The 25,800-nt window shown below is 60.4% G+C and carries 26 protein-coding genes and 2 pseudogenes; 19 read left to right on the top strand and 9 right to left on the bottom strand.

Annotation, left to right across the window (positions count from 1 at the left end; translation table 11 throughout):
• Nucleotides 1-28 precede the first annotated feature (28 nt).
• The 18 genes and pseudogenes from JV241A_RS18255 (at nucleotide 29) to JV241A_RS18165 (ending at nucleotide 15,810) form a co-directional block, all read left to right on the top strand.
• The gene (locus JV241A_RS18255) at nucleotides 29-346 is read left to right on the top strand and encodes a head-tail adaptor protein (protein WP_240047884.1); all 318 of its coding nucleotides are present in this window, start codon (nucleotides 29-31) and stop codon (nucleotides 344-346) included.
• Entirely contained in the window at nucleotides 339-860 is a 522-nt protein-coding gene (locus JV241A_RS18250; protein WP_045201452.1) for a hypothetical protein, read from the top strand. Before JV241A_RS18255 ends, JV241A_RS18250 begins: the two co-directional genes overlap by 8 nt.
• A 20-nt stretch (nucleotides 861-880) precedes the next feature.
• A complete protein-coding gene (locus tag JV241A_RS18245; RefSeq protein ID WP_134063868.1) occupies nucleotides 881-1,474 on the top strand; it encodes a hypothetical protein in 594 nt (197 codons plus the stop codon).
• Nucleotides 1,471-1,608: pseudogene (locus JV241A_RS27720) on the top strand (DUF2635 domain-containing protein); the annotation flags it as partial. The gene JV241A_RS18245 and the pseudogene JV241A_RS27720, both read left to right, overlap by 4 nt.
• Nucleotides 1,609-1,715: 107 nt before the next feature.
• Complete coding sequence (locus JV241A_RS18235) at nucleotides 1,716-3,209, top strand: phage tail sheath subtilisin-like domain-containing protein (protein ID WP_134063864.1); 1,494 nt, start codon at nucleotides 1,716-1,718, stop codon at nucleotides 3,207-3,209.
• A 57-nt stretch (nucleotides 3,210-3,266) separates the two neighbouring features.
• The gene (locus tag JV241A_RS18230; protein ID WP_134063862.1) at nucleotides 3,267-3,614 is read left to right on the top strand and encodes a phage tail tube protein; all 348 of its coding nucleotides are present in this window, start codon (nucleotides 3,267-3,269) and stop codon (nucleotides 3,612-3,614) included.
• On the top strand, nucleotides 3,614-3,913 hold the full coding sequence (locus tag JV241A_RS18225) for a phage tail assembly protein (protein ID WP_134063860.1): 300 nt from the start codon (nucleotides 3,614-3,616) through the stop codon (nucleotides 3,911-3,913). The genes JV241A_RS18230 and JV241A_RS18225 overlap by 1 nt, the downstream gene beginning before the upstream one ends.
• Before the next feature lie 129 nt (nucleotides 3,914-4,042).
• Complete coding sequence (locus JV241A_RS18215) at nucleotides 4,043-6,586, top strand: phage tail tape measure protein (RefSeq protein WP_240047883.1); 2,544 nt, start codon at nucleotides 4,043-4,045, stop codon at nucleotides 6,584-6,586.
• Nucleotides 6,587-6,588: 2 nt separating this feature from the next.
• Nucleotides 6,589-8,109 carry a DNA circularization N-terminal domain-containing protein gene (locus tag JV241A_RS18210; RefSeq protein ID WP_134063856.1) on the top strand — a complete coding sequence of 507 codons (1,521 nt, stop codon included), beginning with the start codon at nucleotides 6,589-6,591 and terminating at the stop codon, nucleotides 8,107-8,109.
• 4 nt (nucleotides 8,110-8,113) lie between these two features.
• A pseudogene (locus tag JV241A_RS18205) lies at nucleotides 8,114-9,226 on the top strand (phage baseplate assembly protein).
• A complete protein-coding gene (locus JV241A_RS18200; RefSeq protein WP_134063854.1) occupies nucleotides 9,223-9,714 on the top strand; it encodes a phage baseplate assembly protein V in 492 nt (163 codons plus the stop codon). The pseudogene JV241A_RS18205 and the gene JV241A_RS18200 overlap by 4 nt, the downstream one beginning before the upstream one ends.
• Before the next feature lie 7 nt (nucleotides 9,715-9,721).
• Nucleotides 9,722-10,117, top strand: a complete 396-nt coding sequence (locus JV241A_RS18195; protein WP_177414895.1) for a phage GP46 family protein — start codon at nucleotides 9,722-9,724, stop codon at nucleotides 10,115-10,117.
• Nucleotides 10,107-11,147: a baseplate J/gp47 family protein gene (locus JV241A_RS18190; protein ID WP_134063851.1), complete on the top strand. Its 1,041-nt coding sequence runs from the start codon at nucleotides 10,107-10,109 to the stop codon at nucleotides 11,145-11,147. The genes JV241A_RS18195 and JV241A_RS18190 overlap by 11 nt, the downstream gene beginning before the upstream one ends.
• Entirely contained in the window at nucleotides 11,138-11,734 is a 597-nt protein-coding gene (locus JV241A_RS18185; protein ID WP_038995186.1) for a putative phage tail protein, read from the top strand. Before JV241A_RS18190 ends, JV241A_RS18185 begins: the two co-directional genes overlap by 10 nt.
• 6 nt (nucleotides 11,735-11,740) lie before the next feature.
• Nucleotides 11,741-14,005 carry a tail fiber protein gene (locus tag JV241A_RS27715; protein ID WP_134063849.1) on the top strand — a complete coding sequence of 755 codons (2,265 nt, stop codon included), beginning with the start codon at nucleotides 11,741-11,743 and terminating at the stop codon, nucleotides 14,003-14,005.
• A gap of 11 nt (nucleotides 14,006-14,016) precedes the next feature.
• Nucleotides 14,017-14,625: a tail fiber assembly protein gene (locus tag JV241A_RS18175; RefSeq protein WP_134063847.1), complete on the top strand. Its 609-nt coding sequence runs from the start codon at nucleotides 14,017-14,019 to the stop codon at nucleotides 14,623-14,625.
• 52 nt (nucleotides 14,626-14,677) lie between these two features.
• Nucleotides 14,678-15,298: a glycoside hydrolase family 19 protein gene (locus tag JV241A_RS18170; RefSeq protein WP_134063845.1), complete on the top strand. Its 621-nt coding sequence runs from the start codon at nucleotides 14,678-14,680 to the stop codon at nucleotides 15,296-15,298.
• Nucleotides 15,295-15,810 carry a DUF2514 domain-containing protein gene (locus JV241A_RS18165; protein WP_134063843.1) on the top strand — a complete coding sequence of 172 codons (516 nt, stop codon included), beginning with the start codon at nucleotides 15,295-15,297 and terminating at the stop codon, nucleotides 15,808-15,810. Before JV241A_RS18170 ends, JV241A_RS18165 begins: the two co-directional genes overlap by 4 nt.
• A gap of 1,011 nt (nucleotides 15,811-16,821) precedes the next feature.
• Here JV241A_RS18165 and JV241A_RS18160 read toward each other — a convergent pair.
• From JV241A_RS18160 to JV241A_RS18120, 9 genes are all read right to left on the bottom strand, one after another.
• On the bottom strand, nucleotides 16,822-17,355 hold the full coding sequence (locus JV241A_RS18160; protein WP_134063841.1) for a fimbrial protein: 534 nt from the start codon (nucleotides 17,353-17,355) through the stop codon (nucleotides 16,822-16,824).
• Between the two features lie 8 nt (nucleotides 17,356-17,363).
• Entirely contained in the window at nucleotides 17,364-17,867 is a 504-nt protein-coding gene (locus JV241A_RS18155) for a fimbrial protein (RefSeq protein WP_134063839.1), read from the bottom strand.
• Nucleotides 17,864-18,364: a fimbrial protein gene (locus JV241A_RS18150; RefSeq protein WP_134063837.1), complete on the bottom strand. Its 501-nt coding sequence runs from the start codon at nucleotides 18,362-18,364 to the stop codon at nucleotides 17,864-17,866. Before JV241A_RS18150 ends, JV241A_RS18155 begins: the two co-directional genes overlap by 4 nt.
• On the bottom strand, nucleotides 18,357-18,935 hold the full coding sequence (locus tag JV241A_RS18145) for a fimbrial protein (RefSeq protein ID WP_134063835.1): 579 nt from the start codon (nucleotides 18,933-18,935) through the stop codon (nucleotides 18,357-18,359). Before JV241A_RS18145 ends, JV241A_RS18150 begins: the two co-directional genes overlap by 8 nt.
• A gap of 35 nt (nucleotides 18,936-18,970) precedes the next feature.
• Entirely contained in the window at nucleotides 18,971-19,729 is a 759-nt protein-coding gene (locus JV241A_RS18140; RefSeq protein WP_134063833.1) for a fimbria/pilus periplasmic chaperone, read from the bottom strand.
• A 20-nt stretch (nucleotides 19,730-19,749) separates the two neighbouring features.
• A complete protein-coding gene (locus JV241A_RS18135; protein WP_134063831.1) occupies nucleotides 19,750-22,239 on the bottom strand; it encodes an outer membrane usher protein in 2,490 nt (829 codons plus the stop codon).
• A gap of 44 nt (nucleotides 22,240-22,283) precedes the next feature.
• Nucleotides 22,284-22,829, bottom strand: coding sequence for a fimbrial protein (locus tag JV241A_RS18130; protein WP_134063829.1), 546 nt, complete (start codon nucleotides 22,827-22,829; stop codon nucleotides 22,284-22,286).
• 71 nt (nucleotides 22,830-22,900) lie between these two features.
• Nucleotides 22,901-23,455, bottom strand: a complete 555-nt coding sequence (locus tag JV241A_RS18125) for a fimbrial protein (protein ID WP_134063827.1) — start codon at nucleotides 23,453-23,455, stop codon at nucleotides 22,901-22,903.
• Nucleotides 23,456-23,630: 175 nt separating this feature from the next.
• A complete protein-coding gene (locus JV241A_RS18120) occupies nucleotides 23,631-24,257 on the bottom strand; it encodes a response regulator transcription factor (protein ID WP_100783445.1) in 627 nt (208 codons plus the stop codon).
• 214 nt (nucleotides 24,258-24,471) lie between these two features.
• Here JV241A_RS18120 and JV241A_RS18115 point away from each other — a divergent pair, with 214 nt between their 5' ends.
• Nucleotides 24,472-25,665: an EAL domain-containing response regulator gene (locus JV241A_RS18115; RefSeq protein ID WP_134063825.1), complete on the top strand. Its 1,194-nt coding sequence runs from the start codon at nucleotides 24,472-24,474 to the stop codon at nucleotides 25,663-25,665.
• Nucleotides 25,666-25,800: the final 135 nt, after the last annotated feature.

Raw genomic sequence — 25,800 nt, 5'->3', positions numbered from 1 at the left:
CGCAACGGGCGAATTGAACCGGCGAGTCATGATTCGGCAACGCACCGATAAGCCGGCTAAAGACTTCGGCTTGGACTCGGCTTTCAGTGGCGAGGTTTGGCGCTGGGCATCCATTTTACCTGTTGGTACCGCTGCGTACGCTGCTGGTGTTCAGCTGGATGCCAAGGTCACTCACCGCGTTACCTTTCGCTTTCTGGACGGTATCTCAGAGGATCATGAGGTGGTGCACGGGGCCAAGATTTACAGGGTGCGTCGCGTGGCTGATCTGAACGGAGCCCATCGTTTCACGGTGTTGGAAGTGGAGATGATCGGCGGGGTGACCGCTGGAGGGGGCGTTTATGGCTAGCCGTTCTTCGGTCGAAGGCTATGTGCACTTTGAAGGCTTTGACAGTTTCGAGCGCGACGCCTTCGACAAGTCCAAGATCCGCGCGGCGATGCGTAAAGCCGGCCGCCTGGTCACGCAACGAGCGCAGATGAACCTAGCGCTTGGTAAAGGCCAGGACGGCTATCCGGTCAACCGCACGGGCGCGACCCTTGAATCGATCAACTTCAAGGTGTCGCGGGCCGGCTTTCTCGTGCGGATCGCTCCGCGCAAGACCAGCTCCATGAAGGAGTTCTATCCGGCCTACCTGCATTACGGGGTTAAAAAAGGAAATCGCCCCGGAAAGCTTGCACCAGGCATGGGGAAAGGCAAATCGAACCGCCGAGCCAAGGGCGATAGGGCGCTGGCTCTTGCTGCCCGTGCCGCCGCCGGATGGCGTATTACCCCCCGTGACAACTACATGGCAGATGCCCTGCAGGATTCCAGATCATCGGTGCAGGCGCTGCTATCAGCTGCATTTGCGGCCGCCTTGAACTGACCTCAAAACCGGAAGCCACGATGAGACTAAATGTGATCGTCGCGCATTTGCGCGCCTACTGTCCGACGTTTTCCACACGGATTGCGGCCGGTATCGACTGGGATGCCGTCGCGAGCAGCTCCAAGCTGCAGCACCCATCGGCCTATGTGATCGCTTCCGACGATCAGGCAGAACCCAATGATCTGCAGACCGGTGTCCGCCAGGTTATTTCGGATGGATTCGACGTGGTTGTTGTGTTGGACACCAGCGATGAACGTGGCCAGGAGGCCGCGCAGGATCTGCACGAACTGCGCGCGGAAATCTGGCGGGCACTGGTGGGGTGGAAACCCGACAGCGAGTACGACGCCATCACTTATGGCGGGGGTGCGCTGATCTTCATCAACCGAGCCCGGGTGATCTACCGCTACAGCTTCAGCGCTGAGTTCCAGTTGGGCCGTAGTCGTGATGGTGACCCGGCTGAGACGTGGCACGAGCGCGAGCTTGACGGCTTGCCTCCGCTGGAGGGCATCGATATGCGATACGACTTTATCGACCCCCTGAGGGATCCGAACGCGGCTCCTGGCGGGCCTGACGGGCGGGTCGAACTTGAAACCCGAGAGGACTTGAACCCATGAACCTGATTCACGTGAAACCGGCGCCGGGGCGACTCTGCCCCATGCCGGAAAAGGGCGGCCAGCTGCTGCCGGAGGCGGGCGACAAGGTACCCCGCGACGCGTACTGGCAGCGCCGTATCAGCGACGGCGACGTAGTACGCGTCGATGTTGCGCCGGCAGCCAGCCCGGCCGTAGAGCCCGAACCTGTGGCGGCGCCTGAGCCTGTCACTCAATCCAAGCCAGCCCGAGGGAGTAAGGCGCAATGAGCGTAGGTTTCAGCACTGTTCCGGCCGACATCCGCGTGCCGCTGTTTTATGCCGAGGTCGACAATTCGCAGGCCAATAGCGGTGCCTCGACCCTGCGCCGGCTGCTGGTAGGCCAGGTCAACGACGACGCCGACAGCCCCGAGATCGGTAGCCTGGTGCTGGTGGCTCGCACCGCCGAGGCTCGCGCTATTGCGGGTGACGGTTCGATGCTGGCCGCCATGCACAAACAGCACCGCGCCATTGACTCGGCCGGTGAGGTCTGGTGTTTGCCGCTCAAGGCAGTCGGCACGCCGGCGAAAGCCGACGTTACCGTAACGGGCACGGTTACTGTGGCCGGCCTGGTCAATCTGTACATTGCCGGGCAGCGCGTGCGCGTCCCAGTCGTTGCCGGCGCTACTGCTGACGTGGTGGCCGCCGCCTTGGCGGAGAGCATCAACGCGGCGCCTGACATGCCGGTGAAGGCCACGGCAGAGGCCACGGCGGTGAAGCTGGTAGCCAAGTTCTCGGGTGAGCTGGGCAATGACATTCAGCTGCAGCTCAATCGCCTGGGCCGCAATAACGGCGAGGTAACCCCTGCCGGCCTGGTGCTGACCATTACTGCCATGACCGGTGGCACCGGTACGCCGGACATTGCCGAGGCCATGGCGGCCCTGGGTGATGAGGAATTCGAGTTCATTTGTCAGCCCTGGACTGACACCGCGACGCTCGATGCCTGGAAAGTCGCCATGGATGACAGCGCCGGGCGCTGGTCCTGGGCCAAGCAGCTGTATGGCCACGTCTACACCGCCAAGCGTGGCACGCTGGGCCAACTGGTGGCGGCGGGGCGCCTGCGCAATGACCCGCACGTGAGCATTCACGGCTGTGAGAAGGGCGTGCCCCAGCCGGTCTGGGAAATCGCGGCGCAGTGGGCGGCGCGTACTGCCGTGTTCATCAGTGCCGATCCGGCGCGACCGACGCAAACCGGTGCGCTGGCAGGCATCGAGCCGGCGCCGTCGAGTGAACGTTTCATGCTGACCGAACGGCAATCGCTGCTGACCAGCGGCATTGCCACGGCCTGTTACACCGGCGGCAACTACCGCATCGAGCGCGCCGTTACGACCTACCAGCGTAACGACCTGGGCCAGCCGGATGACTCCTACCTCGACAGCGAGACGCTGCACCAGTCGGCGCACGTTATCCGCTACCTGCGCGGGATCATTACCAGTAAGTACGGGCGCAGCAAGCTAGCCAACGACGGCACCCGCTTCGGTGCTGGCCAGGCAATCGTCACCCCAATTGTGATCCGGGGAGAACTGATCGCCGCCTATGGCGCGCTCGAACGCGACGGCATTGTCGAGAACAGCGAGCTGTTCAAGGAATACCTGGTGGTCGAGCGCGATCCGCGTAACCCCAACCGTGTCAGCGTCCTGTTCCCGCCGGATCTGGTCAATCAGCTGCGGGTGTTCGCCCTGGCGTATCAGTTCCGCCTGCAGTACCCCGAAGCGGTGTAACCCTTTTCGTTCAACTCCTGCCCGCCTAGTGCGGGCTTTTTTATGGGAGATCCTTTCATGGGTCAGAAAGTCGCGGGTACTTGTTACGTCAAGGCCGACGGTGAACAGCTCACGATCACCGGCGGCGTGGAATGCCCGCTGTCGGACAAGAAGCGCGAAACCATCACGCGGGGCTTCTACAAGGAAGAAGACCTGGTGCCCTACATCAGCGTCGATGCGGTTAAAACGCGCAACTTCCCCCGGGCCAAGTTGGCCAACGCCACCAACATGACCATTACCGCCGAGTTGGCCGACGGTAGTAGCTACGTGCTGAGCGGCGCGTATCTGGTTGATGAAACCAAAGTGACCGGCGATGACGCAAAAGTCGCGCTGAAGTTTGAAGGCATTGCAGGAGACTGGCAGTAATGAGCACCGTAACCCACAAGCTGAACGCCCCCATTCAAGCCCACGCCGAGGAAGTCACTGAACTGAACCTGCGCCGCCCGACAGTGCAGGAGGTCCGGGCCATCAAACTTCTGCCGTACACCATGGGCGAAAGCGGCTACCCCATTGCAGATGTCGAAACCGCGTCGAAGTACATCGCCGTCTGCGCCGGCATCCCGCCCAGCTCGGTTAACCAGTTGGACCTGTCCGACCTGAACACCCTGGCGTGGATGGTCATTGGTTTTTTCATGGCCCCCGCTTCAGCTCAATCGACGGACTGATCGAACTGGCCTACGACCTGGCCTGGTACTGGAAAGTCAGCCCGGGTGAGGTCACGGCCTGGCCGCTCGACGTGGTGTTCGAGAGTGAGGAAAACGCCTGGCGAATTCAGGCGTTAGTAGGGGGCGGCAATGGCGGATAAGTTCCAGCTCAAAGCGCTTATTACCGGCGTCGACAAGCTGTCGCCGGTGCTGAGCGGGGTTCGCAAGAACGCAGCCAACTTGCGCAAGCAGTTGAACAGCTCGGGCCTTGGCAAGATCACCTTCATGGATGCGATCCAAGGCGGGGCCATAGCGGCCCCGTTTGTCATGGGGGTGCAGGCCGCGATGGGCTTTGAAAGCGCCATGGCGGACGTTAAGAAGGTGGTTAACTTCGAATCGCCCGAGCAGTTCAAGGCGATGAGCGACGACGTGTTGGGCCTGTCCGAACGTCTGCCGATGGCGGCCGAGGGCATCGCGCAGATTGTCGCCGCCGGTGGCCAGTCGGGCATTGCCCGCGAGGAACTGAATCAGTTTGCTGAAGACGCGGTGAAAATGGGCGTCGCGTTCGACCAGACGGCCGAGCAGTCGGGCAACATGATGGCCAAGTGGCGGACGGCCTTCAAAATGAATCAGGCCGAGGTCGTCACCCTGGCCGACCAGATCAACTACCTGGGCAACACCGGCGCGGCCAGTACCGGGCAAATCTCGGCGATCCTGACGGCCATTGGTCCGCTGGGTGAGGTGGCTGGGGTCAGCGCCGCGCAGTTGGCGGCGATGGGCTCGACGTTGGCCGGTGTGGGTATCGCCCAGGACGTGGCCGCCACCGGCATCAAGAACTTCATGCTAACGCTCACTGCAGGCACTGCCGCGACTAAATCGCAGGCCCAGGCCTACAAGTCGTTGCGCCTGGATGCGAAGGAAATCTCCAAGGGCATGCAGACCGACAGCGAGGGCACGATTAACCGCGTGCTGCAGACGCTGGCCAAGGTCGAGAAAAGCAAGCAAGCGGCCGTGCTTACCAACCTGTTCGGCAAGGAATCGGTAGGGGCCATTGCGCCGCTGCTGACCAGCTTGAACACGCTGCAGAAGAACTTTAAGTCTGTCGGCGACGAAAGCGAATACGCCGGGTCGATGCAGGCGGAGTACACGGCCCGCGCGGCGACCACGCAAAACGCCATGCAGCTCCTGCAGAACCGGGTTACCCGGTTGGGCATCACGGTTGGCAGTGTGCTGCTGCCGCCGTTTAACGAGTTCATGGCCACTGTGGGGCCGATCATTGGCAAGGTGACCGAGCTTGCCGGGGCCAACCCGTGGCTGATCAAAGGCATTATCGGCGCGGCTGTGGGTTTTACCGTGTTGCGCTTGGCCACGGCAGGGGCAACCGCTGCGCTGACGGTGATGAATGGCGTTGCCAGCATGAGCCCGATTGGTCTGGTGGTGCGTGGCATCGCCCTGGCCGCCGGCCTGGTGATTGCCAACTGGGCGACCTTGGCGCCGTACTTCGAGGCCATTTGGTCGCGGATTCAGGGGCCGGCGATGGTCGTATGGGGCTGGATGAAAACGGCCTTTGCCTGGTCGCCGCTGGGGCAGATTATTGCCAACTGGGAGCCTATCAGCGGGTTCTTCGGCGCCCTGTGGGAGCTGGTCAAAGCCTTTTCTGTGCCGTTCTTCGACTTCCTGAAGTCGGTCTTTGACTGGTCGCCGCTGGGCATCATCGTCAAGCACTGGGAACCGATCACGGGCTTTTTCCGCAGCCTGTGGGAGAAGCTACGCCCAGTCATTGAACCGATGATGAAGTTCCTGGGCATCGAAACAGACGGCGGCGGGGTGATCAGCGCCGCGACGGATAAGGTCAACGCCTGGACGGAGCAGCAGAAGGCCCGGAATGCCACCAATCACCCGGCGCCGGGGCAACTGGTCAAACCGATGGCACAGGCGCCGGAGTTGATGCCGGCGGCTACCAGTACGGCCAGCTTGTTGCGTGCGCCGGGGGCTGAGGCTCCTGCAGCACCGCTGCCGTTGCTGAAGCCGCAACCGGTACCGCAACAGCTGCCGGCATTGTCGGCGGCCGCTACGGCGCTTCCCGATGCCGCCAAATGGCCGCCGGCGCCGCCGGTACCGGCAACGCCGCCGGCGGTTGCCGCTGCTGCAGTGCCGGCACCGGTGCCGCCAAGGCTTGCCCTGGTGCCCAAGGTGGGCCCGCAGGACATGCTGCCGGAAGCCGAACAGCGGCCGGCCGCAACCCAGGTGCCAAAGGCTGAGGCGCCAGTGCTGCAGGTGGCCCCGCCCAAAGTGCCGAGCCCGGTGCTGCAGGTGGTGCCAACCAAGGCCCGGGAACTGGCGCAACAACCAGCACCGGCGCCGCTGCCAGCGATGCCGAAGGTGCCGCAGCTTGAGCAACCCAAGGGGGTGACCCCGGCAGACATGCTCAAAGCCGCCCAGGCGGCCCAGCAGCTTGCCCAGCCGCCACGCTCAGGCGCATTGCCAGGGCAGTTGCCGGCGTCGGGCAGCTTGCCAGCCGCGCGCGGGTCGTTGGTGCAGCAGGCGGCGGCCACGCAGAAAACCAATCTGGAAGGTTCCATGCTGGTGCGCTTTGAGAACGCCCCGGCGGGTATGCGTGTGGACCAGCCTCAAACCAATCAACCCGGCCTGACGGTAACCCCGCAAGTCGGCTACCGCTCGTTGAGGGGGTGACAATGGAAAGAACCTGGCGGGATGAGCTGCACCCGGCCTCCTTTCGCGGGGTGCCGTTTCATGTGGACAGCGACGCCATGCCGGTTGGTCGGCGCACGCAGCTGCATGAATACCCCCAGCGGGATAAGCCGCTGGTTGAGGATATGGGCCGGCGCACGCGGACGACCAAGCTAACGGCCTTTGTCATTGGTGATGACTACCTGGTAAAGCGTGACGACCTGCTGAAAGCGCTGGATGAACCCGGCCCGGGGGAGCTGGTGCATCCCTGGTTCGGGCGCATGAACGTAACGGCGGGGGATTGCGAGGTCACCCACGAGCGGCGCGAAGGCGGCATGGCGCGCTTTGACCTGGTGTTCATCGAAGCCGGGGAGAAGGGTTTCCCGGCCGGTGTGCCGAACACTGCACGGCAGCTTGAGGAATCATCGGAAAGCCTGCTTGAGTCGGCGATCAGCCGATACAAGGCAGCAATGTCGGTGGTGAATCGGGCGCGCCTGGCGGTGGTCGCCCTGCAAAACGGCATTGCCGGCATACAGATGGCGATCTATCAGGAATTCGGCCAGCTGGTCGCCCTGGTCGGTTCCGTCGAGGCGCTGGTTGACATGCTGATCAACGCCCCGGGCAACTTCGCCGCGATGATCCGGGCGCAGTTTGCCGATATCGGCGGCCATTCGCGTTCCTCGGGCTACCGCTGGGCGCCGTCTTCGGGCGGCTCGGGCAGTGCCGGCGGTTCGTCGGGTGGTACCGGCAGTGGCAGTTCTGGCTCTGGTGCCGGCGGCAGTGGCGGCACGGGTAGCGGCGGTGGCGGATCGAGCGGCGGCGGTGGTAGCGGCGGCAGTGGAGGGGGCGGCAGCGGCAACGCGGCGGCCGACCTTGAGGCCGACCCGGAGTTTGCCCGTACGGTCGCCGGCCTGGCTGAGGTTGAGCCGGTCTTTACCACTTTCGTGACGGCAACCCGGGATATCACCGGCCAAGTCGAAACGGCCCGGGCTCTGGCCGCCGAGGCCGCCACTGACAAGGCAATTAGCAACACCGCCGGCGGCGCGGTTACGGTCGCAGTCGTCAAGGCGGCCCGCGAGCTGGTGCGTGATGCCTTGCTTGTGCTGGCCGCGCGCACGGCGGCGGTTATGCCGGTGATCGCTGCGCCGGCGCCGCTGCCTGGTAGCCCGTCCCTGGCCCAGCAGGTGGCGGCGCCGATCCAGCGGCCGGAGGTGCCGGCGGCCGATGAGGTGGTGTTGATCCGTGATGCCATCGGTGCCGCGCTGTGGGAGGCGGCGCAGACCGCATCGCATGATCACTTTGAGGTGCTGGAGGCCGTGCGCAAGCACGTTACCGGGCACCTGACCGAAGTGGCCCGCTCGGGCGTTCGCCTGACCGAGGTGACGACGCAGGAAAGTTTGCCGGCGTTGGTGCTGGCTTATCAGTGTTTCGGCGACGCCACGCGCGCCGGCGAAATCGTTACGCGTAACAAGGCCATACACCCGGGCTTCCTGCCGCCGGGTGTGTTGACCGTCGCCCAGGATTAAACCCATGGACAACCTGAACGCCGTCACGCTGAGCGTGAACGGCCTGGATTATCGCGGCTGGACGAAAGTCAGCATCAGCGCCGGGATCGAGCGGCAGAGCCGAGACTTCAAGCTCGACGTTACCTGGCGCTGGCCCGGCCAGGACACCGAAATACCGGTGCGCCAGGGTGATTACTGCCAAGTGCGCATTGGTGATGACCTGGTGCTATCGGGCTGGATTTACAGCACACCGGTTAGCTACGACAGCAAGTCGGTCAATCGGGCCATTGCCGGCCGCTCGGTTACCTCTGATCTGGTCGACTGCTCGGCGATCAACAAACCCGGGTAATGGCGCGGGCAAAGCGTGCAAAAGATCGTCCAAGCCCTGGCCGAACCCTACGGGGTGCAGGTGCTGAGCCAGGCGGCCGAAACCACGAAGTTGGCCGATCACAGCATCGAGCCGGGAGAAACGGTGTTCGAGTCGATCGACCGCCTGTTGACGCTTTCCCGGCTGCTCTCGACCGACGATGCCCGCGGCCGGTTGGTGATCATCCGGCCGGGGAGCGCCGGCCGTGCGGTTGACCGCCTGGAGCTGGGGCAAAACATCCTGACCGGCTCGGCCGCCTTGGACTTTTCCGGGGTGTTTTCTGAATACCGGGTGACGGGCCAGCGCTCGGGCACCGATGAGGAATTCGGCGAAAAGGCCTCGGAGGTGCGGGCGTCGGTCACTGATCCGCGCGCCACGCGTAAGCGGGTGCTGCTGATCCACGAAAGCGGCCAGATGACGCCGACGCTCGCCGAGGCGCGGGCCAACTGGGAGCGCGGCAACCGCATGGGCAAGGCGCTGACCCTGCAATACAAGGTGCAGGGGTGGCGGCAGTCCAACGGCGCGCTATGGCTGCCCAACATGGTCGTGCGGGTGGTCGATGGCCTGATCGGCATCGACCGCGACATGCTGATCAGCGAAATCGAATACAGCCTGGACGAGAACGGCACGGTAGCCAACATCACCGTAGGCCCGCCGGATGCCTTCGACCCCGAACCGAAAGACCCGCACAAAGCCCGCAAACTGAAGAAGGGCGGCAAGGCGGACAACTTCGAATACCTGATCCCCGCTGACTGGAAGCCTGGCACATGAGTGGATTTAAAAACTTCCTGGCCCGGGGCGTGCTGTCGCTGGTGAACGCCGGCAGCAAGATGCAGGGCCTGCAAATGCGGCTGACTGCTGATGAAGTGAAAGACGGCATGGAGCACTTCGAAACCTACGGCCTGACCTCAAATCCCCACCCTGGCGCGGAGGCCCTGGCGGCCTTTCTGAACGGCGACCGCTCGCATGGGGTGGTGATTTGTGTGTCCGACCGGCGCTTTCGCCTGCAGGGGCTCAAAAGCGGCGAGGTGGCGTTGTACACCGATGAAGGCGACTACCTGCACTTCAAGCGTGACCGCGTGATCGAGGTCAGCACGCTGACCCTCAAGGTCAAGGCGGAAACGGCGGTTGAGTTCGACACGCCGGTCATTCGCACCACGGGACGCATCGAATCGGCCGGCGACCAGATCGCCGCCGGCGTGAGCACGTCCCTGCACGTTCACGAAGGCTCGGACAAAAAGCCGGTACCGGAGGGCTGATATGGCATTGCTCAATGATGACGCGTGCGAAAGCGCCTGGCGCCGGGCGGCGGTGATCAGCCTTTTGACCTGGCGCCGCGCCGAGGCTGACGACCGCTTGGACGACAGCCAGCGGTATGGCTGGTGGGGCGACAGCTTCCCCACCCTGGCCAATGACCGTATTGGGTCGCGCCTGTGGCAACTGCGCCGGCGCACGCTGACCGCCGACACCGAGCGCGACGCGGTGGCCTTCGCCCGGGAGGCGCTGGCCTGGATGCTGGAGGACGGGCGGGTGACCAGCGTTAGCGTAACGACCGCGCGCGGGGTGGACCGGCTGAACATGCTGGTGGTGCTGTCGATGAAGGACGGCACCGCCATAGACCTGAAACTCGACAATCTCTGGCAGGTGATCAATGCCGTTTGAAACCCCGACGTTACCCGGGGTGATCGCTCGGGCGCAGGCCGACTTGGCGGGCTCTAGCGCGCTGCTACGGTCTGACGCGGAGGTGCTGGCCAGGGTGCTGGGCGGCGCCTCCTTTGCCCGGTATGGGCATCAGGAGTACATCGCCGCGCAGATCCTGCCCGACACGGCCGATGAAGACACACTGCGCCGCATGGCCCGCGCGCGGCTCAAGCGTGACCGCCTGGCGGCAGTAGCGGCCAGCGGTACCGCGACCTTTACCGGTGCCGTCTCGGCGCTGCTCGATGCCGGCACGCTGCTGCAGCGTGATGACGGCGCACGCTTTCGGGTGGTGGCCACGGTCAAGCTGACCGCCGCCCAGGGCGTGGCCAAGCTGGAAGCCCTGGAAGCCGGCCTGCTGGGCAACACCCCGGCCGGTACCACGCTGCGGCTTATCAGCCCGGTGCTCGGCCTCAATGAGGTCTTTACCGTTGAGGAACCCGGCCTGCAGGGCGGTACCGAGCAGGAGAGTATCGAGACATTGCGCGGCCGGGTGATCCGCTCTTATCAGGTGATCCCGCATGGCGGCAGTAAGGACGATTACGTCACCTGGGCGCTTGAGGTGGCCGGGGTGACGCGGGCCTGGGTGGTGCGGCGCTGGATGGGCCCGGGCACGGTGGGGGTGTTCTTTGTGCGTGACGGCGATATCGACATCATCCCCAACGCCGAGGCCTGCGCGAAGGTGGCGGCCTACATTGAGAAAGAACGGCCGGTAACGGCTGAAGTGTACGTGCTGCCGCCGGCGGAAAAGCCGGTTCAGTACCAGCTCAAGGTTACCCCCGACAGCAGCGCGGTGCGGCGGGCGGTCGAGGCGGCGTTGATCGATCTGCACAACCGCGAGTCGGAGTTGGGCGCCGAGCTGCTGGCCACGCATATCGGCGAGGCAATCAGCGGCGCTGCCGGCGAGCGTGACCACACCCTGACCGCGCCGGTGGGCAACGTATCGGCCGCCGCCCATGAGCTGCTGACCTATGGGGGTGTGCTGTGGCTGTAAGGACGGCAGAGGACTACCACGGGCAATTGCGCGCGCTACTGCCCCCGGGTCCGGCCTGGGACCGTGAGCTTAACCCGCAGGTTGATGCGTTGTTGGCTGCCGCCGCCCAGGAGCTGGCCCGCGAGGATTTGCGGGTGGCGGACCTGCTGACCGAGAGCGAGCCGGACACCGTGCGCGAGCTGGTACCGGACTGGGAACGGGTCATGAAACTGCCCGACCCGTGCCTGGGCGAGTCGCCGACCTTCGATGACCGGCAACTGGCAGTGCGTCGCCGGCTGGTCGAGGTCGGCGGGCAGACGCCGGCGTACTTTGTCGAGCTGGCTTTCAGCCTGGGTTACACGCAGGCCCGGGTGGTCGAGCACCGCGCGCCACGCTTTGGCCGGTCACGCTTTGGCGCCGCGCACTTCGGGACGTGGACCGCTCAGTTTATGTGGACTCTAGAAACCGGGCCGCGCCTGCGCCTCGGGCGCCGCTTTGGCGCGAGCTACTGGGGGCAACGCTTCGGGATGAACCCAAGCGGCGCCCTGGAATGTGTGATCAGGCGTTCGGCGCCGGCGCACACCCTCGAATTCATTCAATACGGATAAACCCTGATGGACTACCCCAAGAGTACGCCCGGCGTTGGCCTGGTGGACGGCAAGTTTGTGGACGAAAACCCAACCCTCGGCCAGATTGGTTCGCTGATCCCGGCCAGCTGGGGTAACTCAGTGTCGGAAGAGATTCTGAACGTGATCCTCTCGGCCGGCATGACGCCGACCGAAGGCGACTTGAGCCAGTTGCTCAAGGCAATTCAGACCATCACCGCGACCGACGCCAAGCGCTCGGTGCGCTGTGCCACTACGGGGCCTATTGCCCTGAGTGGTCTGCAGAACATTGATGGTGTGAGTGTGCTGGATGGTGACCGGGTGCTGGTGAAGAACCAAGCCAACGCGGCGCAAAACTGGATTTACACCGCCGCTGCCGGCGCCTGGGTGCGGGCTCAGGACGCGAACGAAAGCGTTGAATGCATTCCGGGTCACCTGGTGCCCGTGCAGAGCGGCACGGCCAATGGCGGCACTTCCTGGCAGTTGACCAACCTTGTGCCGCCGACGCTGGGCAGCACGCCGCTGAACTTCGTCCCAGCCCTGGGGCGCACTGGTGTAACTGCAGGCGAGTACACCAAGGTCAAGGTAGGTGCTGACGGCCGTGTGTTGAGCGCTTCGGCCCCGGACACGCTAGCCGGCATGGGGATTACCGATGCCCTGAAAATTGGCCAGGTGGGCTTAGACGCCACGAGAGCACCGGCACTGGCTGATTTTAAGGCTATCGTGCCTGGCGGCTTCTACATGGCATATGGTGCGGCATTACAGAGCCCTACGCCCAACGGCCCGCCTGGGTCGGGGGCGGTGCTGATGGGCGTTATTGCTTGTAGCCCCCGTGCGGACATGACCAGCTATATCGTTTTCGAGTATGGGCACCGGGTCTGGTTTGGCGAGTACGCAAACCCTAATAGCGGCGCTGAATCTCTGAAGTGGTCTCGGGCGCTGACGATTGCGGACCTGGAAACGATCAACGCTACACTGGCCAAAAAGGCGCCGCTCGACAGTCCGAGCTTTACCGGCATTCCTAAGGCGCCGGGCGCGGCATTGTCTGCGAATGACGCCCAGATCGCTAACACCGCTTGGGTGAAGGCGGTGATAAATGGCGTGATCGGCGCTGCACCTGGTGCGCTCGACACGCTGGTCGAGCTGGCAAACGCCCTGGGCAATGATCCGAACTTTGCCGCGACCATGACCAACGCGCTGGCGAGTAAGCAGCCGTTGGATAACACCCTGTCGTCTCTGGCAGCGCTGAGCACTGCAGCAAATCAGATCATTTTCAGCACCGGCGTTGATCAGTTCGCTATGGCGCCGCTGTCGGCACTGATGCGCGGGCTTCTCGGCGCCGCTGATACTGCAACAGCACGGGGCACCCTGGGCGCTGCAGCGACATCGCATGGCCATGCGATTGGGGACGTTGCAGGCTTAGCCGATCATCTCGCATCAGCTCGGGGCTTGTGCTGGGGCACGCCGGATCGTGATCCGAATTCGGCCAATGACCCGGTTATTCTTACCAACCATGCGAACACGCCTAATCCCGCTTTCTACTGGCACATCACGTCGACGTTCTACGCAACAATTAGCCCGACAGCGAACCGGGCTCAGTTGGCCATTCAGTACAACGGCGGCGGTGCGGTCTATGCGCGTAGCTGCTTTCAGGAGGTGTGGACAGACTGGACGCGACTGGATAACAGCACGCCCCCTGGAACCATTGTGTACTTCCCCGGCTTTAATCCGCCGCCTGGATTCCTCAAGGCCAACGGGGCGGTAGTCAGTCGCACCACTTACGCGGCGTTGTTCGCGGCAGTCGGCACCTTCGGTGGTGTTGGTGATGGCGCCACTACTTTCAACGTGCCAGATTTTCGCGGCGAGTTTATCCGCTGCCTTGATGAAGGTCGTGGGGTTGACCCGGGCCGTGCGCTTGGATCGGTACAGGGCTCTCAGAACGCATGGCATACCCACGGTGCTACAACGGGTGCAGCTGGTGGGCACGCACACCCCTTTAGCGGTCTTGCCACCGCCTCGGGCGGCCATACGCATGCACAAACGGTTTACGGGGGCTGGGCAGACGGTGCGCCGGCCGTGTTGGCAGGGCGTAGCTCTGGCAGCACGGGCGTTAACACATTGATTACTGGCGCGCTCGATGGCGTACATACCCACGCGGTAACCGGCACTGTCGGCGTCGCTGGTGAGCACGTCCACCCAGTCACCGTTTCCGCAGAGGGCGGCACCGAATCGCGGCCGCGCAACGTTGCGCTGCTTGCTTGCATCAAATATTGACGAGACTTCAAATGAACGCACCTGTTATCTACAACGCCCACCCTCAAACCCTGGAGTACATTGGCCAGGGGGTGGCAGACCCTGACCCGCTCGATGCCGAACACTGGTTGATTCCGGGCTACGCCTATACCGATTCGCCGCCGGAGCCCGTGCCAGGCCATGCCGTTGTGCGCGACCTAGCCCACCAAGCCTGGGTCTTGGTCGAGGACAACCGGGGCACTGTCTATGACGTTGCGACCGGTGAGCCCACGCAGCACCAAGCGTTGGGTCCATTGCCGCCAGAACTGACCCGCCTGGAATGCCCGGGGAACTTTCACTACTGGGACGGCGACGCCTGGGTGCTTGATAGCGTTGCGCAAAACGAGAGCATCCGCACCCAAGGTCTGGCCCTTCGTGACGAGAGGCTGGCCAATGCCTCTATGCGTATCGCTCCCCTGCAGGATGCAGTCGACCTTGGCGAGGCGACAGAACATGAACAGTCCATGCTGGTGGCCTGGAAACGTTACCGCATCGAGCTGAACCGCTTGGAGAAACAGCCAGGCTACCCCTTGTCGATCGACTGGCCAGCAAGCCCGGAAGACGCCGCGACGCCACCCCCGGCCGCTGAGCAAGACCAATAAAGCCCCGCACTGTCGGGGTTTTTTCTTTCCTGTAATCCGAGGTTTGAAGCCCATGCCAATTACAATGCAGCAGTTGCTGCAGATCTTCCCGAACGCCCGCCCAGTCGCGGGCATTTTTTTGCCTGCGCTGAACCGGGCCATGGCCCGCTACAAGATCGATAGCCCGGTGCGCGGGGCTGCGTTCTTGGCCCAGGTCGGCCATGAGTCCGGCCAGTTGCGCAACCTGGTGGAGAACCTGAACTACAGCGCCGAAGCGTTAGTGCGCACCTGGCCCAGCCGGTTCACTCCGGAGTCGGCGGCCGCCTGCGCGCGACAGCCGGAGAAGATCGCCAACATCGTGTACAGCGGGCGCATGGGAAATACCCGCCCGGGGGATGGCTGGCGGTACCGTGGACGCGGGCTGATCCAGCTCACCGGGCGGGCGAACTATGCCGGCGCTGGCGCCGGCCTGGCCCTGCCGCTGGAAGAGAAGCCCGAACTGCTCGAGCAGCCCGAACACGCCGCCATGTCCGCCGCCTGGTGGTGGTCGACCCACGGCCTGAACGAACTGGCCGACGCTGGGCGCTTTCAGGATATCGGCAGCGTGATCAACACCGGCAAGCCTGGCCGCGTGCCGCACGGTGCCGCTGAGCGAAAGGCCCTACATGACCGCGCGCTGAAGGTGCTGGCATGATCAGCGTGCGCACGATCGGCGCGGCGGTATCGCTGGCACTGGTGGCCTCGGCGTTCTGGGGCGCCTACGAGCACGGCCGATCGGTTGAGCGCGCTAGCGCTGCGCTGGCTTCAGCGAATCGGGATAGTGGTGATCGCCTGGCAGAGGTGCTTGTTGAGCGCAGCGCTAGGGAAGAAGAACAGCGCCGCAACATGGCACAAGGGGAGGTGAGGGTCCATGCTCAAGAACAACGAAAGAATGCCGATGAGGCTGCTGTTGGGGCTGATGCTGCTGGCAAGCGGCTGCTCGACGAAGCCGGCAAGCTCGCCGCCACCGTCAGTTGCCCCGCCCCGGATCCCGCCATTGCCGCTCGAAGCCAGGCAGCTACCCGCGCCGCCATGGTGCTCTCCGACTTGCTCGCACGGGTTGATGCACGAGCGGGAGAGCTGGCGAAAGCTTATGACCGAGCCCGAATAGCCGGGCTGGCGTGCGAGGCGTCCTATACTGCGCTGATCAAACCTACGGAGCAATAGCGTGAAGAAGACTCAGGTGGGAATTATCGAGCTGGCGAGCCCCTTATTCGACAGGCCATCGATACAGATATTAATCAGCGTGACAGAAAGCCACTCGCGGCAAAATCCCAGAAAGCTGGCGGCGGCTGAGTGCACTCCTTGTCAAAATGTTTCGTTCACGCCGGGCTTAAGGTGGTGACACCGTAATCACCGTCGAGCCGGAGAACGCACCTGGGGTGACGGTCCCGCGACTGACCAAGGTCGAGGTGATGTTAAGTGGGCTGACCACGTTATTGTTAACCGGGACATTGATGCCCGCCGTGGCGTCCCTGCCATTGACCGTAATCTTCGAGTACAGACTGTTGTCGTCTCTGAGTCGTACGCCATATGTATTTGTTCTGGAGGCCGAGACACTCACGCTGGTCGTGCCCTTGCACTGCAAATTGAGCTGGGTTGAAGCCTTTGCCCCGTCTAATTTATTGTCAGGAAGGCTTTTATGGTCGATAGTTATATTTCCCGAAATATCGCATTGAACTGCTGCAGGGGCTACTGTGGGACATGGCCCATAAAAACCAAAGCCACCTCCGGTAGCGGGGCCAGTTATAGAGTACTTAAAGCCTATGCAGAGATCATTTTTGGCATATTGATGAGGAACTAGAATCGATCCGTTAAGGGGAATTCTGAATCCTTTCATCTGAAGGTCTGAGAGTAATTGGCCCAAAGTGGACGAGCCCGGGCGAGTAGGTACGGACCAAGAGTTATACTCTCCTACAGACCTCATCGTATATGGCTGTATTGCAACTAGGTAAAGCGCGCATTCGTTGAACGCTGGATCGTCCCTTGCGCAAGGGCTTGGGCTGTTATCGCTAGTGGTCCACCCGCTTACTACGAAATAATAGCGCACTCCGCCAGGCTCTACGTAGCTTTGTGTTGTGGTGATACTGTAGGCCTGTGCTTCTAGCACTGAGCCACATAATAGTATCGATGCTATTATTATTTGCGGCGTAGTTGCAGATGATTTTTTCATGATGTTTACTCGTAACTTAGGGAGAAAGTAAGTGACGCTTCAAAATCACCTAGCCCTAGGGCGTGATCGGTAAGTGCCTTGGGCTCGCCTTGCAGGTACGCATTGAAGCTGAGAAGATTGTCACCTTTAGCAAGCTCCCCCATGCGGTGGGTTTTGTTCAACGGCAGGGCAGTGCCACTTTTAGTTTCTAGCCCGACCAGCAGACCTTGTACTGTGGCGCCTTGAAGCACCAGCAGCCCGGTAGGTTCGTTGCTTTCATTGCCGTTGAACGTGATGCTGACCATGCGCTTGCCGACATCCGGGTCACAATTCATCAGGTGCAGATCAATCGGGAAGCCCTTAGTTCTGCCATACAGGTAAAGTTCCTTGTCGATTACGGTGCTGAAGTCCAGCAGAATCTGTTTGTCATTTTCCGCGAGCACGCAAGGTTCATTTACCAGCGTGCCAGAAAAGTACAGGTTATCCGGTGTCGCCTGTACTGCAGGCAGCCACAGGCTTACGACTACCCAGGCACTTAAGGTTGTTGCGCACTTACCCATAGATACCCCTAATATAGTTCGGCCATCAAAAGCGCTGAAGCGGTAAAGTCAGTGCTGGGCAACTGAGCAGCGGCCAGCTTCACCGGTACGGCTTCGAGTTGCGGTGGTGTCGATGTGCTGACATCGATCTCTCGGGATTCGTTAGGTATCAGCACAGTGCCACCGAGCAGTACTTTGATGCCTAAATGTTCCACCGAGGTCTTCAGGACTGTAGGGTCGAAGTCCGCATAAGCTCCTTTTAGGGTCAGGCGCATGTGCCAGGCAATACCAGTGCCATCCGCATTCGGACATTCGATCTGGTAAGCGATAGCCTGGCGATATAGCTCGCCATCAATGCGATTGACGGCGATATTGCGCTCGAACCGCACGTCTATACGGCCACCATTATTGCTAATAATGCAGGCGGGAGGCGCCAGTAGATTTCCAGTAAATTGTAGATTTTCCTCGCCCAGGCTCGGTAAGCTTAAGGCTGCGAACAATAGTGTCCATAACATGCAATATAACGTCTTCATTGATAGTCGACCACTAAGGTTGCGCCTGCTCTAAACGGACCAGCCTTGATCTCGCTATTCTGACGCTTGACCAGCACCGCTTGTAATAATGGTTGCTTGCGAGCGTCGAAGTTAGACCATGTGTTGACCGCAAGTTGTTCACCGTCTTTTTTTATGGCAATGCCGAGGTTTTCGTGGTTCGGGACTCTCAGAAGCGAGTAGTCGAAATCAGCGAAGCTACCGCGCACCTGCAAACGTAGATCGTTTGTCAATGAACGTGTGCAGTCTAGGGAGTAATCCAAGGTAATGGTCTTGTAGTTTTCATTTATTCTGGCGGTCTGCACATCGCCAAAAGACTGAGTAATAGGCTCGTTTTTGTTAATTACACAAGGAATTGCGGCGTATACAAAACCTTGAATTTTTAGTGTTTGTTCGGCAGCGGGGGAAGTGGATGCACAACTAATTAGAGCGATGAGAAGTGCAGTGCTCCCGACATTCAACGCGGGAAACTCAATCATACGTCAGGTACACATTTAGGCTAGCGTGAAAGGCACCTGGGCGCAAAGTGGCTGCGGTGCGCTCAGGACGGATGTAATACGTCAGCTGACTTTCTCCTGGCGAGACGAACCAGGCCGGCGCATTGCGGCCCAAGCGCACGTCGCTGCCCTGGGTATCGAGCACACGCAGCCCGAAACCCTCGGCGCCAACCACCTTGATCAATTCGGGGGTATCGGCATCAGCCACCGCGTTGAAGGCCAGCGTAGCCACCGGCTCGATCGCGCTCCAAACCAGAGTGCCTTGCTGATCATCACGTCGACCGCCATCGCTGCGCACACAGCCTTGCAACTTGAGGTGCAAGGCCACAGGCGTGCCCTGATCGCCAATGCGTGACAGGCGTGCAGTGCTCAGGTCGCCCAGCGCCAAGGTCTGATAGGCGGAGCTCGGGTCCAGGTAACAGGCGCTTTCAAGCAAGGTTCCGGTCACCTGGAATTCGGCCGTCTGTGCAAGGATGCCAGCGGCGTGAGACCAGCTCGAAACACTGGCACTGCAGAGCAAGGCTACTAGGCGGTTACGGGTTACAGGCATCATGGTTTGCCCTCACTTGAACAGGTCATGGCTTGGTGTCAGTGTTTGCTGGTGACGGGGCTGGCGGTGCAGGTGCCTGCGGTACAGCTGAACTGCAGTTGCGGGCGGCCACCGTAGTCATTTACGTAGGTCAGTACAGGTTTGTCGCCCAGAACCTTGCTGCTGACACCCAGATCGAGCTGACCTCTGGGGGCGATCATCAAGGGCTTGAAGTCCGTTGCGCTGGCGGTTTTGAGGTCGGGCGTGGCATCGATCACGGTGATGTAGTAGGGCGTCGGGTTGTTAACTACATAGCGGTCGTTCTGGCGGGTAAGGGTTAGCTTTTCCTGCCAGGGGGCTTCATTGAGACCGGCTTTTGGGGCAATAGCCGCAGGTCGATAGAAAAGCTTCACGCGCGTTTGCAGCGCGATCTGCAAGGTGTTGGGTTTATCACTGCGCGGCGGAATTTCGCGAAGGTTGAAGTAGAACAGTGATTCGCGGTCCTGGGCCAGCAGGCCCAGTTCAGGCAAGCCCTGAATTTTCACTTGACTGTTGGCGCCGGCTTCCAAGCGCTGGATCGGTGGCAGCACCACCAGGGGGCTGGTGATCTTCTCGGACTGTTCATTTTCAATCCACGCCTGGGCCAAATAGGGCAGTTGTGTATTCTGGTTGCTGACGCTGAGGCTGACCGATTTCTCGCTGCCGGAGAAAATCACCCGGGTGCGGTCCAGCGACACGGCGGCCAGGCAGGTTTGTGCGCTGCACACGCCGATCAAGGCGAGCAGGGGCAGGGTGTTACGCTTGAAGCTGGTATTCATAAAGGTACCTGTTGAATAGATTAAGCGGCGGAGTTATCCGCCTCGCTGACGGGCTGACAAAGCAGCTCCAGTTGTCGCTCAAACGATGTCACCCGGTCGGGCAGGGTGAAGGTGCATCGTGCGCTGCCATCCCAATGCAGCGACATCGTTTCGCCAGGCTTCATGCCGCTCAGGTAAGTCGATCCTTCTTCACCGACAATGCCGGTTTCCTGGCCGCGGCTGTTCTGGGCTGTCGCGCCAAAGGGCGGAGCGCGGTGGTTGGCCATGCGAATGATGACCATGGACTTGTGGCCGGCGATAACGTCGAAACGGCGATAGCCAATGGCCCCCTCGGTCAGGGTCGCCTGGGTGACTGACTGGGTGGCTTCGACGTCTTCGGCCAAGCTGTCCAGCACGATGCTGGCCTGGTTGCGATAATAGCTATTGACATCGGCTACCACCGCCTTACCGAACCGGTTGGTACGGGTGACTCCGCCGTTGCCGCGAACCGGTACATCGGCGACGCCCTGGGTATCGACAAGCAGGCGAGTGCCGCCCATGACGCCGCTGCGGTGCAGGGCCGCGCCTTGACCGGTCAAGGTTGCGCCGCCTTGCAGAGACAGGCTAGCCGAGGTGTACTCACCGGCCTGGTAGCTGGCGCTGGCCGTTACCTGGGCCTGGTCACCATCATGGGAGAGGAAGCCGCTGGCCGTTTCACCGCTTGCGGCCTTGCCGGCGCTGAGCATGTAGTTGTTACGCTCATCGATACGGTCGTAGTAACTCAGGCTATGGCTGCTTTCACCTTGGTTGACCGATGAGCTGTAGCTGAATGAGCCTGTGCTGCCCCACGGAATGCTGACCGACAGGTAGGCACCGTCGTCGGAGGTGCCGTTGGCCTTGTTCTGGTAGGCGGTCAGCGACAGGCTAAGGTTTTTCAATCCTCCAACATCGAAGTAACGCGACAACGACAGGCTGTAGCGATCGCTCGCCTGGCTGTTCCAGTAGGTCTGGTGGTTGTAGTTCAAGTACACGCTGAGCGCGGAGTCGCGAAACTGTTTGCTCAATGTAGCGGTATACATCTCCTTGCTCTGGTTTAGTGGCTGGCCACCTCGCCGAGCTTCGATGAATTCGTTCATGCTCATGTAGTTCTCCTCGGAGAATCGGTAGCCGGCGAAGGTGACCTGGCTGTCGTACTCATCGAAGCGTTTGGAGTAACTGGCGCGGTAGGACTTGCCGCTCAATGTGTCGCGCTCCGGCAACGTCGCGCGCGATTGGGTGACGTCGACCGACAGCGCACCGAACGCCATCAGGTCGCGTCCTACGCCCACAGCCAAGGAACCGTAGTCCTTGGCGCCGAGGCCACCGCCATACAGCGACCAGCCATTACTGACACCCCAGGAAAACTCACCAGTGGCGAAGGCCGGGCCATCAAGCTGATGCTCCCAGTCGGAGGGTTTGCCGGCAGCTAGCTTGTAGCGCACCGTACCCGGACGGGTCAGGTAGGGGATGCTGGCGGTGTCTATCTGGAACTCCTGGATGCTGCCGTCCTGCTCTTCGACGCGCACGTCAAGTTGGCCAGAGACTGCATCGTTGAGGTCCTGGATACGAAAAGCGCCGGGGGGTACCTGGGTGTCGTAGAGCACCCGGCCTTGCTGGCGAATCACCACGCGTGCGTTGGTGCGGGCCACACCGCTGACCTCCGGGGCATACCCCCTGAGGTTGGGTGGCAGCATGTTGTCGTTACTGCTCAGGTTGCCCCCGGTATAGCGGAAACTGCCGAACAGGTTCGAGTCCAGGTAGTCTTCACCGACGATCAGGTTCGAGCGCAGCGACGGCACAGCGCGCAAAGCGTAAAAGCGGCTCCAGGCAAATTGCTGTTGTGAAGGCTGGTCGGCACTGCGTTGCAGCTGGCTTTGCCAGTCGCCGCGAAAGCGCCAGGCACCCAGGTTGATGCCGGCGGTACCGTTGCCGCTGAGGTTATCGGTGCGACCTTTACCCTGCTTGCGTTCGGTAGTCTGGGCATTGAGGTTGTAATCGAACAGCACGCCGGCAATGCCTTCGTCCCAGCGTGAAGGCGGATCCCAGTTTGCCGCGGTGTACTCCAGCTGATCCTGGGGGATACTCACGTAAAGCGCCGAAGTGCCCAGGTTGCCACGTGCCTGCATGCCAGGAACGCTAATGAGGTCCAGACAGGCGCCGTCATGCCACCAAGTCAGGGACTTGAGGACGTGTTCTTTCAGACCCAGTTCATTGACCAGTACCGGGGAAAGACAGGCAACGCTGCTTTTCGGATCGTCCTCGGCGGGGAAATAATCGATCGGGAGTTCTGTCAACGCATCGCGGTTCACATGGACCGTCAGGCTGTACTGGCCGGGCATGATGAAGTTAGCCGACGCAAACACCCCAAGATCAAGGTTCTCGCGATCCTTGAGGTCCAGTACATCGGTGTTGAATTGGAATTCTTCGGCGCCACTTACCCACGTCGCGATACAACACAACGCCGTAGTAGCCAATGCCTTACGGAGATCCACGTGACTAAATCCTTGAGCGAAACTGCACACTGAGTGACGGCAGTTCAGAAGTGCTGAATACTCAGCTTGATAGTGGCGTGATAGTCGCCCGCTTCCAGTGCATGCCCACTGCCGACGAGTGACAGTGAGTAGTTAAGCGTCAGCATGTCGGCAGACGCGCTGTTGAGCTGAAGTAACATGCCGGGTGAAATTAACTGTCCTTGAGAGTCTTTTATTTGCAAGGCAATACCCTGTGCGGCACCTTGGATGCTGAAATATTTGCCTTCGGATGCACCTTCAAATGTCAGCTTGAAGCGCTGCGAAGGTTCTGTGTCGTCGTTCGTGCGGTATTCAATACAATCATTTATATAAATGTTAAGTGGCTGTTTAGAAGAAGTGTCTCCATTAACTAAACCGTTGAGCGCTGTAGGCTTAAACGCAATCGTCTGGCTGTCATTACCCACACGGATGGTGCAGGCGCTATCGACAATGCTCCCGGTCATTTGCACTCGTCCCTTGAGCGCGGTGGTAACCACAGGCTCAGCAAAACAGAAAGGCACGCTTAAGGTGCAAAGCGCCAGGGGCAGTAACAATGCGGTTGAGCGACTCATCTACACCTCCGCAAGTTTCCCCGCAGTACGCAGCAAGTGCGAACTACGGGGCGTCTCAGTGACGTGATCCGTTACTGATAAGCGAGGGTGAAATTAGCGAAAGTTTCGAAGTTGCCCGGTACGATTTCGGCCGCGGCTGCTTCACCGCCGCCTTCCGGAGCAACCATGTCGCCCTGCAGATAAGCATTGAACTGCAGGTAGGTGTCGCCATTGGACAGCGACTGCGCAGGCGAAGTACTGCCGAGTTTGATCAGCGCGCCGGTGTGATCGGCAATGGCCAGGCTTGCACCTTGGGCAGTACCTTTAAGCGCCAGCAGGTCAGGGTTCGACGAGGGTGAACCGGTGAATGTGGCTGTCGCGGACTTCAGAGCGCCCAGATCACAGCCACGCAGTTCGATTTTGAAAGCGGTTGGGTTGGATTTACCACCGTTTTTCAGGGAGACGTTGGAGATTTGATCCATGTCGACAGTCTGGTACTGCGACTCTTGAGAGATCGAGCACGGCGAATCGATAATCGCACCCTTGAAGGTAATCACCCCGTGGCCCTGATCTTTAGCAACACTGACAGCAGAGGTGGCTGCCAAGGTGATTGCCATTATCGCGCCGGCCAACGTACTAACTTTCATTTTATACTCCTAAATTGATGTTGATGTCCTTGAAGGGGACTCAATTGAACTCTCTTTACGCCGGGGTATCTCTGCACCCTTGAGCTGGAGTAATTTTAGGAATGACTGGGGGAGAAGTGAGTAGGACGTTGCCGATGCAGGCCTGGGAAATTTCCTACAGGCCTGCGGCTGACGGCTAGGGAATCAAAGCATTGCGTTTGGCGAATTCAGCTAGATCGACCAGCGAGGCAGCCCCCAGCTTTTGTAGTAAACGGGTTTTATAGGTGCTAACAGTTTTATTGCTGAGAAAGAGCATCTCACCAATCTGCTTATTGGAGTACCCCTGAGCCAAGTACTGCAATACCGTCACTTCACGATCTGTCAGGGACTGAATTTGTTCGAGCTCAGTAAGTTGCTCCGCTGCATTGACGCTGTCAAAGGTCAGAGATGGGAAGAAGGTATAGCCGGCATCTACGGCTTTGATCGCGGTGATCAGGCTGCCCAAGTCTTCTTCTTTATTGACGAAGCCGCGAGCACCCAGCTGGATGCAACGTCGGCACACAGAGTCAGCGGGTTGAGAGGTCAATATCAGAATCGCGCTGCGCACATTTAGGGCCTTGATTCTAGAAATAACGGTATAGCCATCCAGCTTTGGAATACCAATGTCGAGGACAACCACTTGTGGTGTCAGGTCTCTCACGAGCTGAACAGCGTCGATACCATTGTCTGCTTCGCCCACCACACGCATACCGTGCTTTTCCAGCAGTACCCGGACGGCCAGACGAATGACTGGATGATCGTCAACTATCAGAACGCTGTGCATAGTGTGATTTCTACCTTGAAAAGCGTTTGTTACGGAGTGGTATAGCCTTGGCGGTACAAGGTTAACACCATTGGCTATTGCCAGCAGAGCTGTACGTACAGGGTAGTGTCAGCCTTAGGAAATTTCCCAGTGCACATGGGAAATCTCTCATGGAGATGCAGGAAGCTCTCCTTGCAGACTGTTCGTCCTTTAATCGCGTGCGTGTAGATCTGCAATGCAAAATTTGACTGTTCTGGTGCTGGAGGATGAGCCCTTTCAGCGCCTTGTCACCGTGACCGCGTTGGAAAAGGTGCTGCCGGGACCCATTTTGCAAGCGGCTGACGGAGAAGAAGCCATCGCTGTCCTCGACACTTGTGACGCCGTGGACATAGTCCTCTGTGACCTGAAAATGGCCGGTATGGATGGCTTGGCATTCCTGCGTCATGCTAGCAGCAGCGGCAAAGTCGGTGCTGTGGTGTTGTGCAGCGAGCTGGATCCGCTGCTACGTCAGACCACGGTCGCGATGATTCGCTGTCTGGGCCTAACTTTTTTGGGTGACCTGGGCAAGCCGTTCAAGCTTGATGGATTTAATTTACTGGTCAAACGTTACCGGGAGTGCTGCAGTACCGTTCCGAGGCTGTTGTCACCTGCAGAGTTACCGACCTTGAGCGACTTGCAACGCGGTCTAGATAATGGCGAATTCGAAGCCTATTACCAACCCAAGGTTACCCTCGAGGGGCAATTGCTGGCCGGAGCAGAAGTTTTGGCGCGCTGGACGCATCCGCAGTGGGGCGTGTTATCTCCGGCGCATTTTTTGCCAGTCATGGAAGAACACAATTTGGTCGATAGGATGTTCTGGCAGCTTTTTGAGCAGGGCCTGGCCCTGCAGCAAAGGCTGGCAACACAAGGACGGATGATCAACCTGGCGTTCAACCTGCACGCCGCACAACTAGCCTGCGCCGAGCTGGCGGAGCGCATTGCCGTTCTGCTCAAGCGATTTCAGGTTCCAGCGGGCAGCGTGATGTTCGAAATCACTGAAGTCGGTGTCGTTAGTGCACCGGCCAGTAGCCTGGAGAACCTAGTGCGGCTACGCATGCTTGGCTGCGGCCTGGCCATGGATGATTTTGGCGCTGGTTATTCTTCACTGGACCGGCTCAGCGAGCTTCCGTTTAGCCAGATCAAGCTCGATCGGACGTTTACGCGCAAGATGCAAAGCCAGCCCAAATGTGCCGCAATCATTAGTTGTACTGTTGCTTTAGCCAGAGCGTTGGGGGTCTCGCTGGTCATCGAAGGTGTAGAGACCACCGAGCAACAGCTACGTCTCATTGAGCTAGGTGGCACCCTTGCCCAGGGCTTTCTTTTTGCACGCCCCATGCCGGAAGCTCATTTCATTGCCTTTTGTAGCGTTCAAGCGGGTTGGGACCGTTGAAGATTGAACGACAGAGACGACTTTGAACTATTATTGCCACAGCCATGACGGGGCGCCAGCATCATGCTGGGTTCTTGAATGAATAGCCGTCAGCCAACGGATTCCCGTACTTCAGGCACTTTCGGTCTTCTATCT

Origin of the sequence: Pseudomonas sp. JV241A, assembly GCF_900275665.1 — a bacterium.
Classification (GTDB): Bacteria; Pseudomonadota; Gammaproteobacteria; order Pseudomonadales; family Pseudomonadaceae; genus Aquipseudomonas; species Aquipseudomonas wadenswilerensis.
Note: the sequence above shows the minus strand (reverse complement) of the source record. Positions and strands in the feature narration are given on the sequence as shown.

Bases quoted from the DNA above. Each gene is read 5' to 3' on its own strand.
- JV241A_RS18255 (WP_240047884.1), top strand. From the start codon at position 29: ATGATTCGGCAACGCACCGATAAGCCGGCTAAAGACTTCGGCTTGGAC.
- JV241A_RS18250 (WP_045201452.1), top strand. From the start codon at position 339: ATGGCTAGCCGTTCTTCGGTCGAAGGCTATGTGCACTTTGAAGGCTTT.
- JV241A_RS18245 (WP_134063868.1), top strand. From the start codon at position 881: ATGAGACTAAATGTGATCGTCGCGCATTTGCGCGCCTACTGTCCGACG.
- JV241A_RS18235 (WP_134063864.1), top strand. From the start codon at position 1,716: ATGAGCGTAGGTTTCAGCACTGTTCCGGCCGACATCCGCGTGCCGCTG.
- JV241A_RS18230 (WP_134063862.1), top strand. From the start codon at position 3,267: ATGGGTCAGAAAGTCGCGGGTACTTGTTACGTCAAGGCCGACGGTGAA.
- JV241A_RS18225 (WP_134063860.1), top strand. From the start codon at position 3,614: ATGAGCACCGTAACCCACAAGCTGAACGCCCCCATTCAAGCCCACGCC.
- JV241A_RS18215 (WP_240047883.1), top strand. From the start codon at position 4,043: ATGGCGGATAAGTTCCAGCTCAAAGCGCTTATTACCGGCGTCGACAAG.
- JV241A_RS18210 (WP_134063856.1), top strand. From the start codon at position 6,589: ATGGAAAGAACCTGGCGGGATGAGCTGCACCCGGCCTCCTTTCGCGGG.
- JV241A_RS18200 (WP_134063854.1), top strand. From the start codon at position 9,223: ATGAGTGGATTTAAAAACTTCCTGGCCCGGGGCGTGCTGTCGCTGGTG.
- JV241A_RS18190 (WP_134063851.1), top strand. From the start codon at position 10,107: ATGCCGTTTGAAACCCCGACGTTACCCGGGGTGATCGCTCGGGCGCAG.
- JV241A_RS27715 (WP_134063849.1), top strand. From the start codon at position 11,741: ATGGACTACCCCAAGAGTACGCCCGGCGTTGGCCTGGTGGACGGCAAG.
- JV241A_RS18175 (WP_134063847.1), top strand. From the start codon at position 14,017: ATGAACGCACCTGTTATCTACAACGCCCACCCTCAAACCCTGGAGTAC.
- JV241A_RS18170 (WP_134063845.1), top strand. From the start codon at position 14,678: ATGCCAATTACAATGCAGCAGTTGCTGCAGATCTTCCCGAACGCCCGC.
- JV241A_RS18165 (WP_134063843.1), top strand. From the start codon at position 15,295: ATGATCAGCGTGCGCACGATCGGCGCGGCGGTATCGCTGGCACTGGTG.
- JV241A_RS18160 (WP_134063841.1), bottom strand. From the start codon at position 17,355: ATGGGTAAGTGCGCAACAACCTTAAGTGCCTGGGTAGTCGTAAGCCTG.
- JV241A_RS18155 (WP_134063839.1), bottom strand. From the start codon at position 17,867: ATGAAGACGTTATATTGCATGTTATGGACACTATTGTTCGCAGCCTTA.
- JV241A_RS18150 (WP_134063837.1), bottom strand. From the start codon at position 18,364: ATGATTGAGTTTCCCGCGTTGAATGTCGGGAGCACTGCACTTCTCATC.
- JV241A_RS18145 (WP_134063835.1), bottom strand. From the start codon at position 18,935: ATGATGCCTGTAACCCGTAACCGCCTAGTAGCCTTGCTCTGCAGTGCC.
- JV241A_RS18140 (WP_134063833.1), bottom strand. From the start codon at position 19,729: ATGAATACCAGCTTCAAGCGTAACACCCTGCCCCTGCTCGCCTTGATC.
- JV241A_RS18130 (WP_134063829.1), bottom strand. From the start codon at position 22,829: ATGAGTCGCTCAACCGCATTGTTACTGCCCCTGGCGCTTTGCACCTTA.
- JV241A_RS18125 (WP_134063827.1), bottom strand. From the start codon at position 23,455: ATGAAAGTTAGTACGTTGGCCGGCGCGATAATGGCAATCACCTTGGCA.
- JV241A_RS18120 (WP_100783445.1), bottom strand. From the start codon at position 24,257: ATGCACAGCGTTCTGATAGTTGACGATCATCCAGTCATTCGTCTGGCC.
- JV241A_RS18115 (WP_134063825.1), top strand. From the start codon at position 24,472: ATGCAAAATTTGACTGTTCTGGTGCTGGAGGATGAGCCCTTTCAGCGC.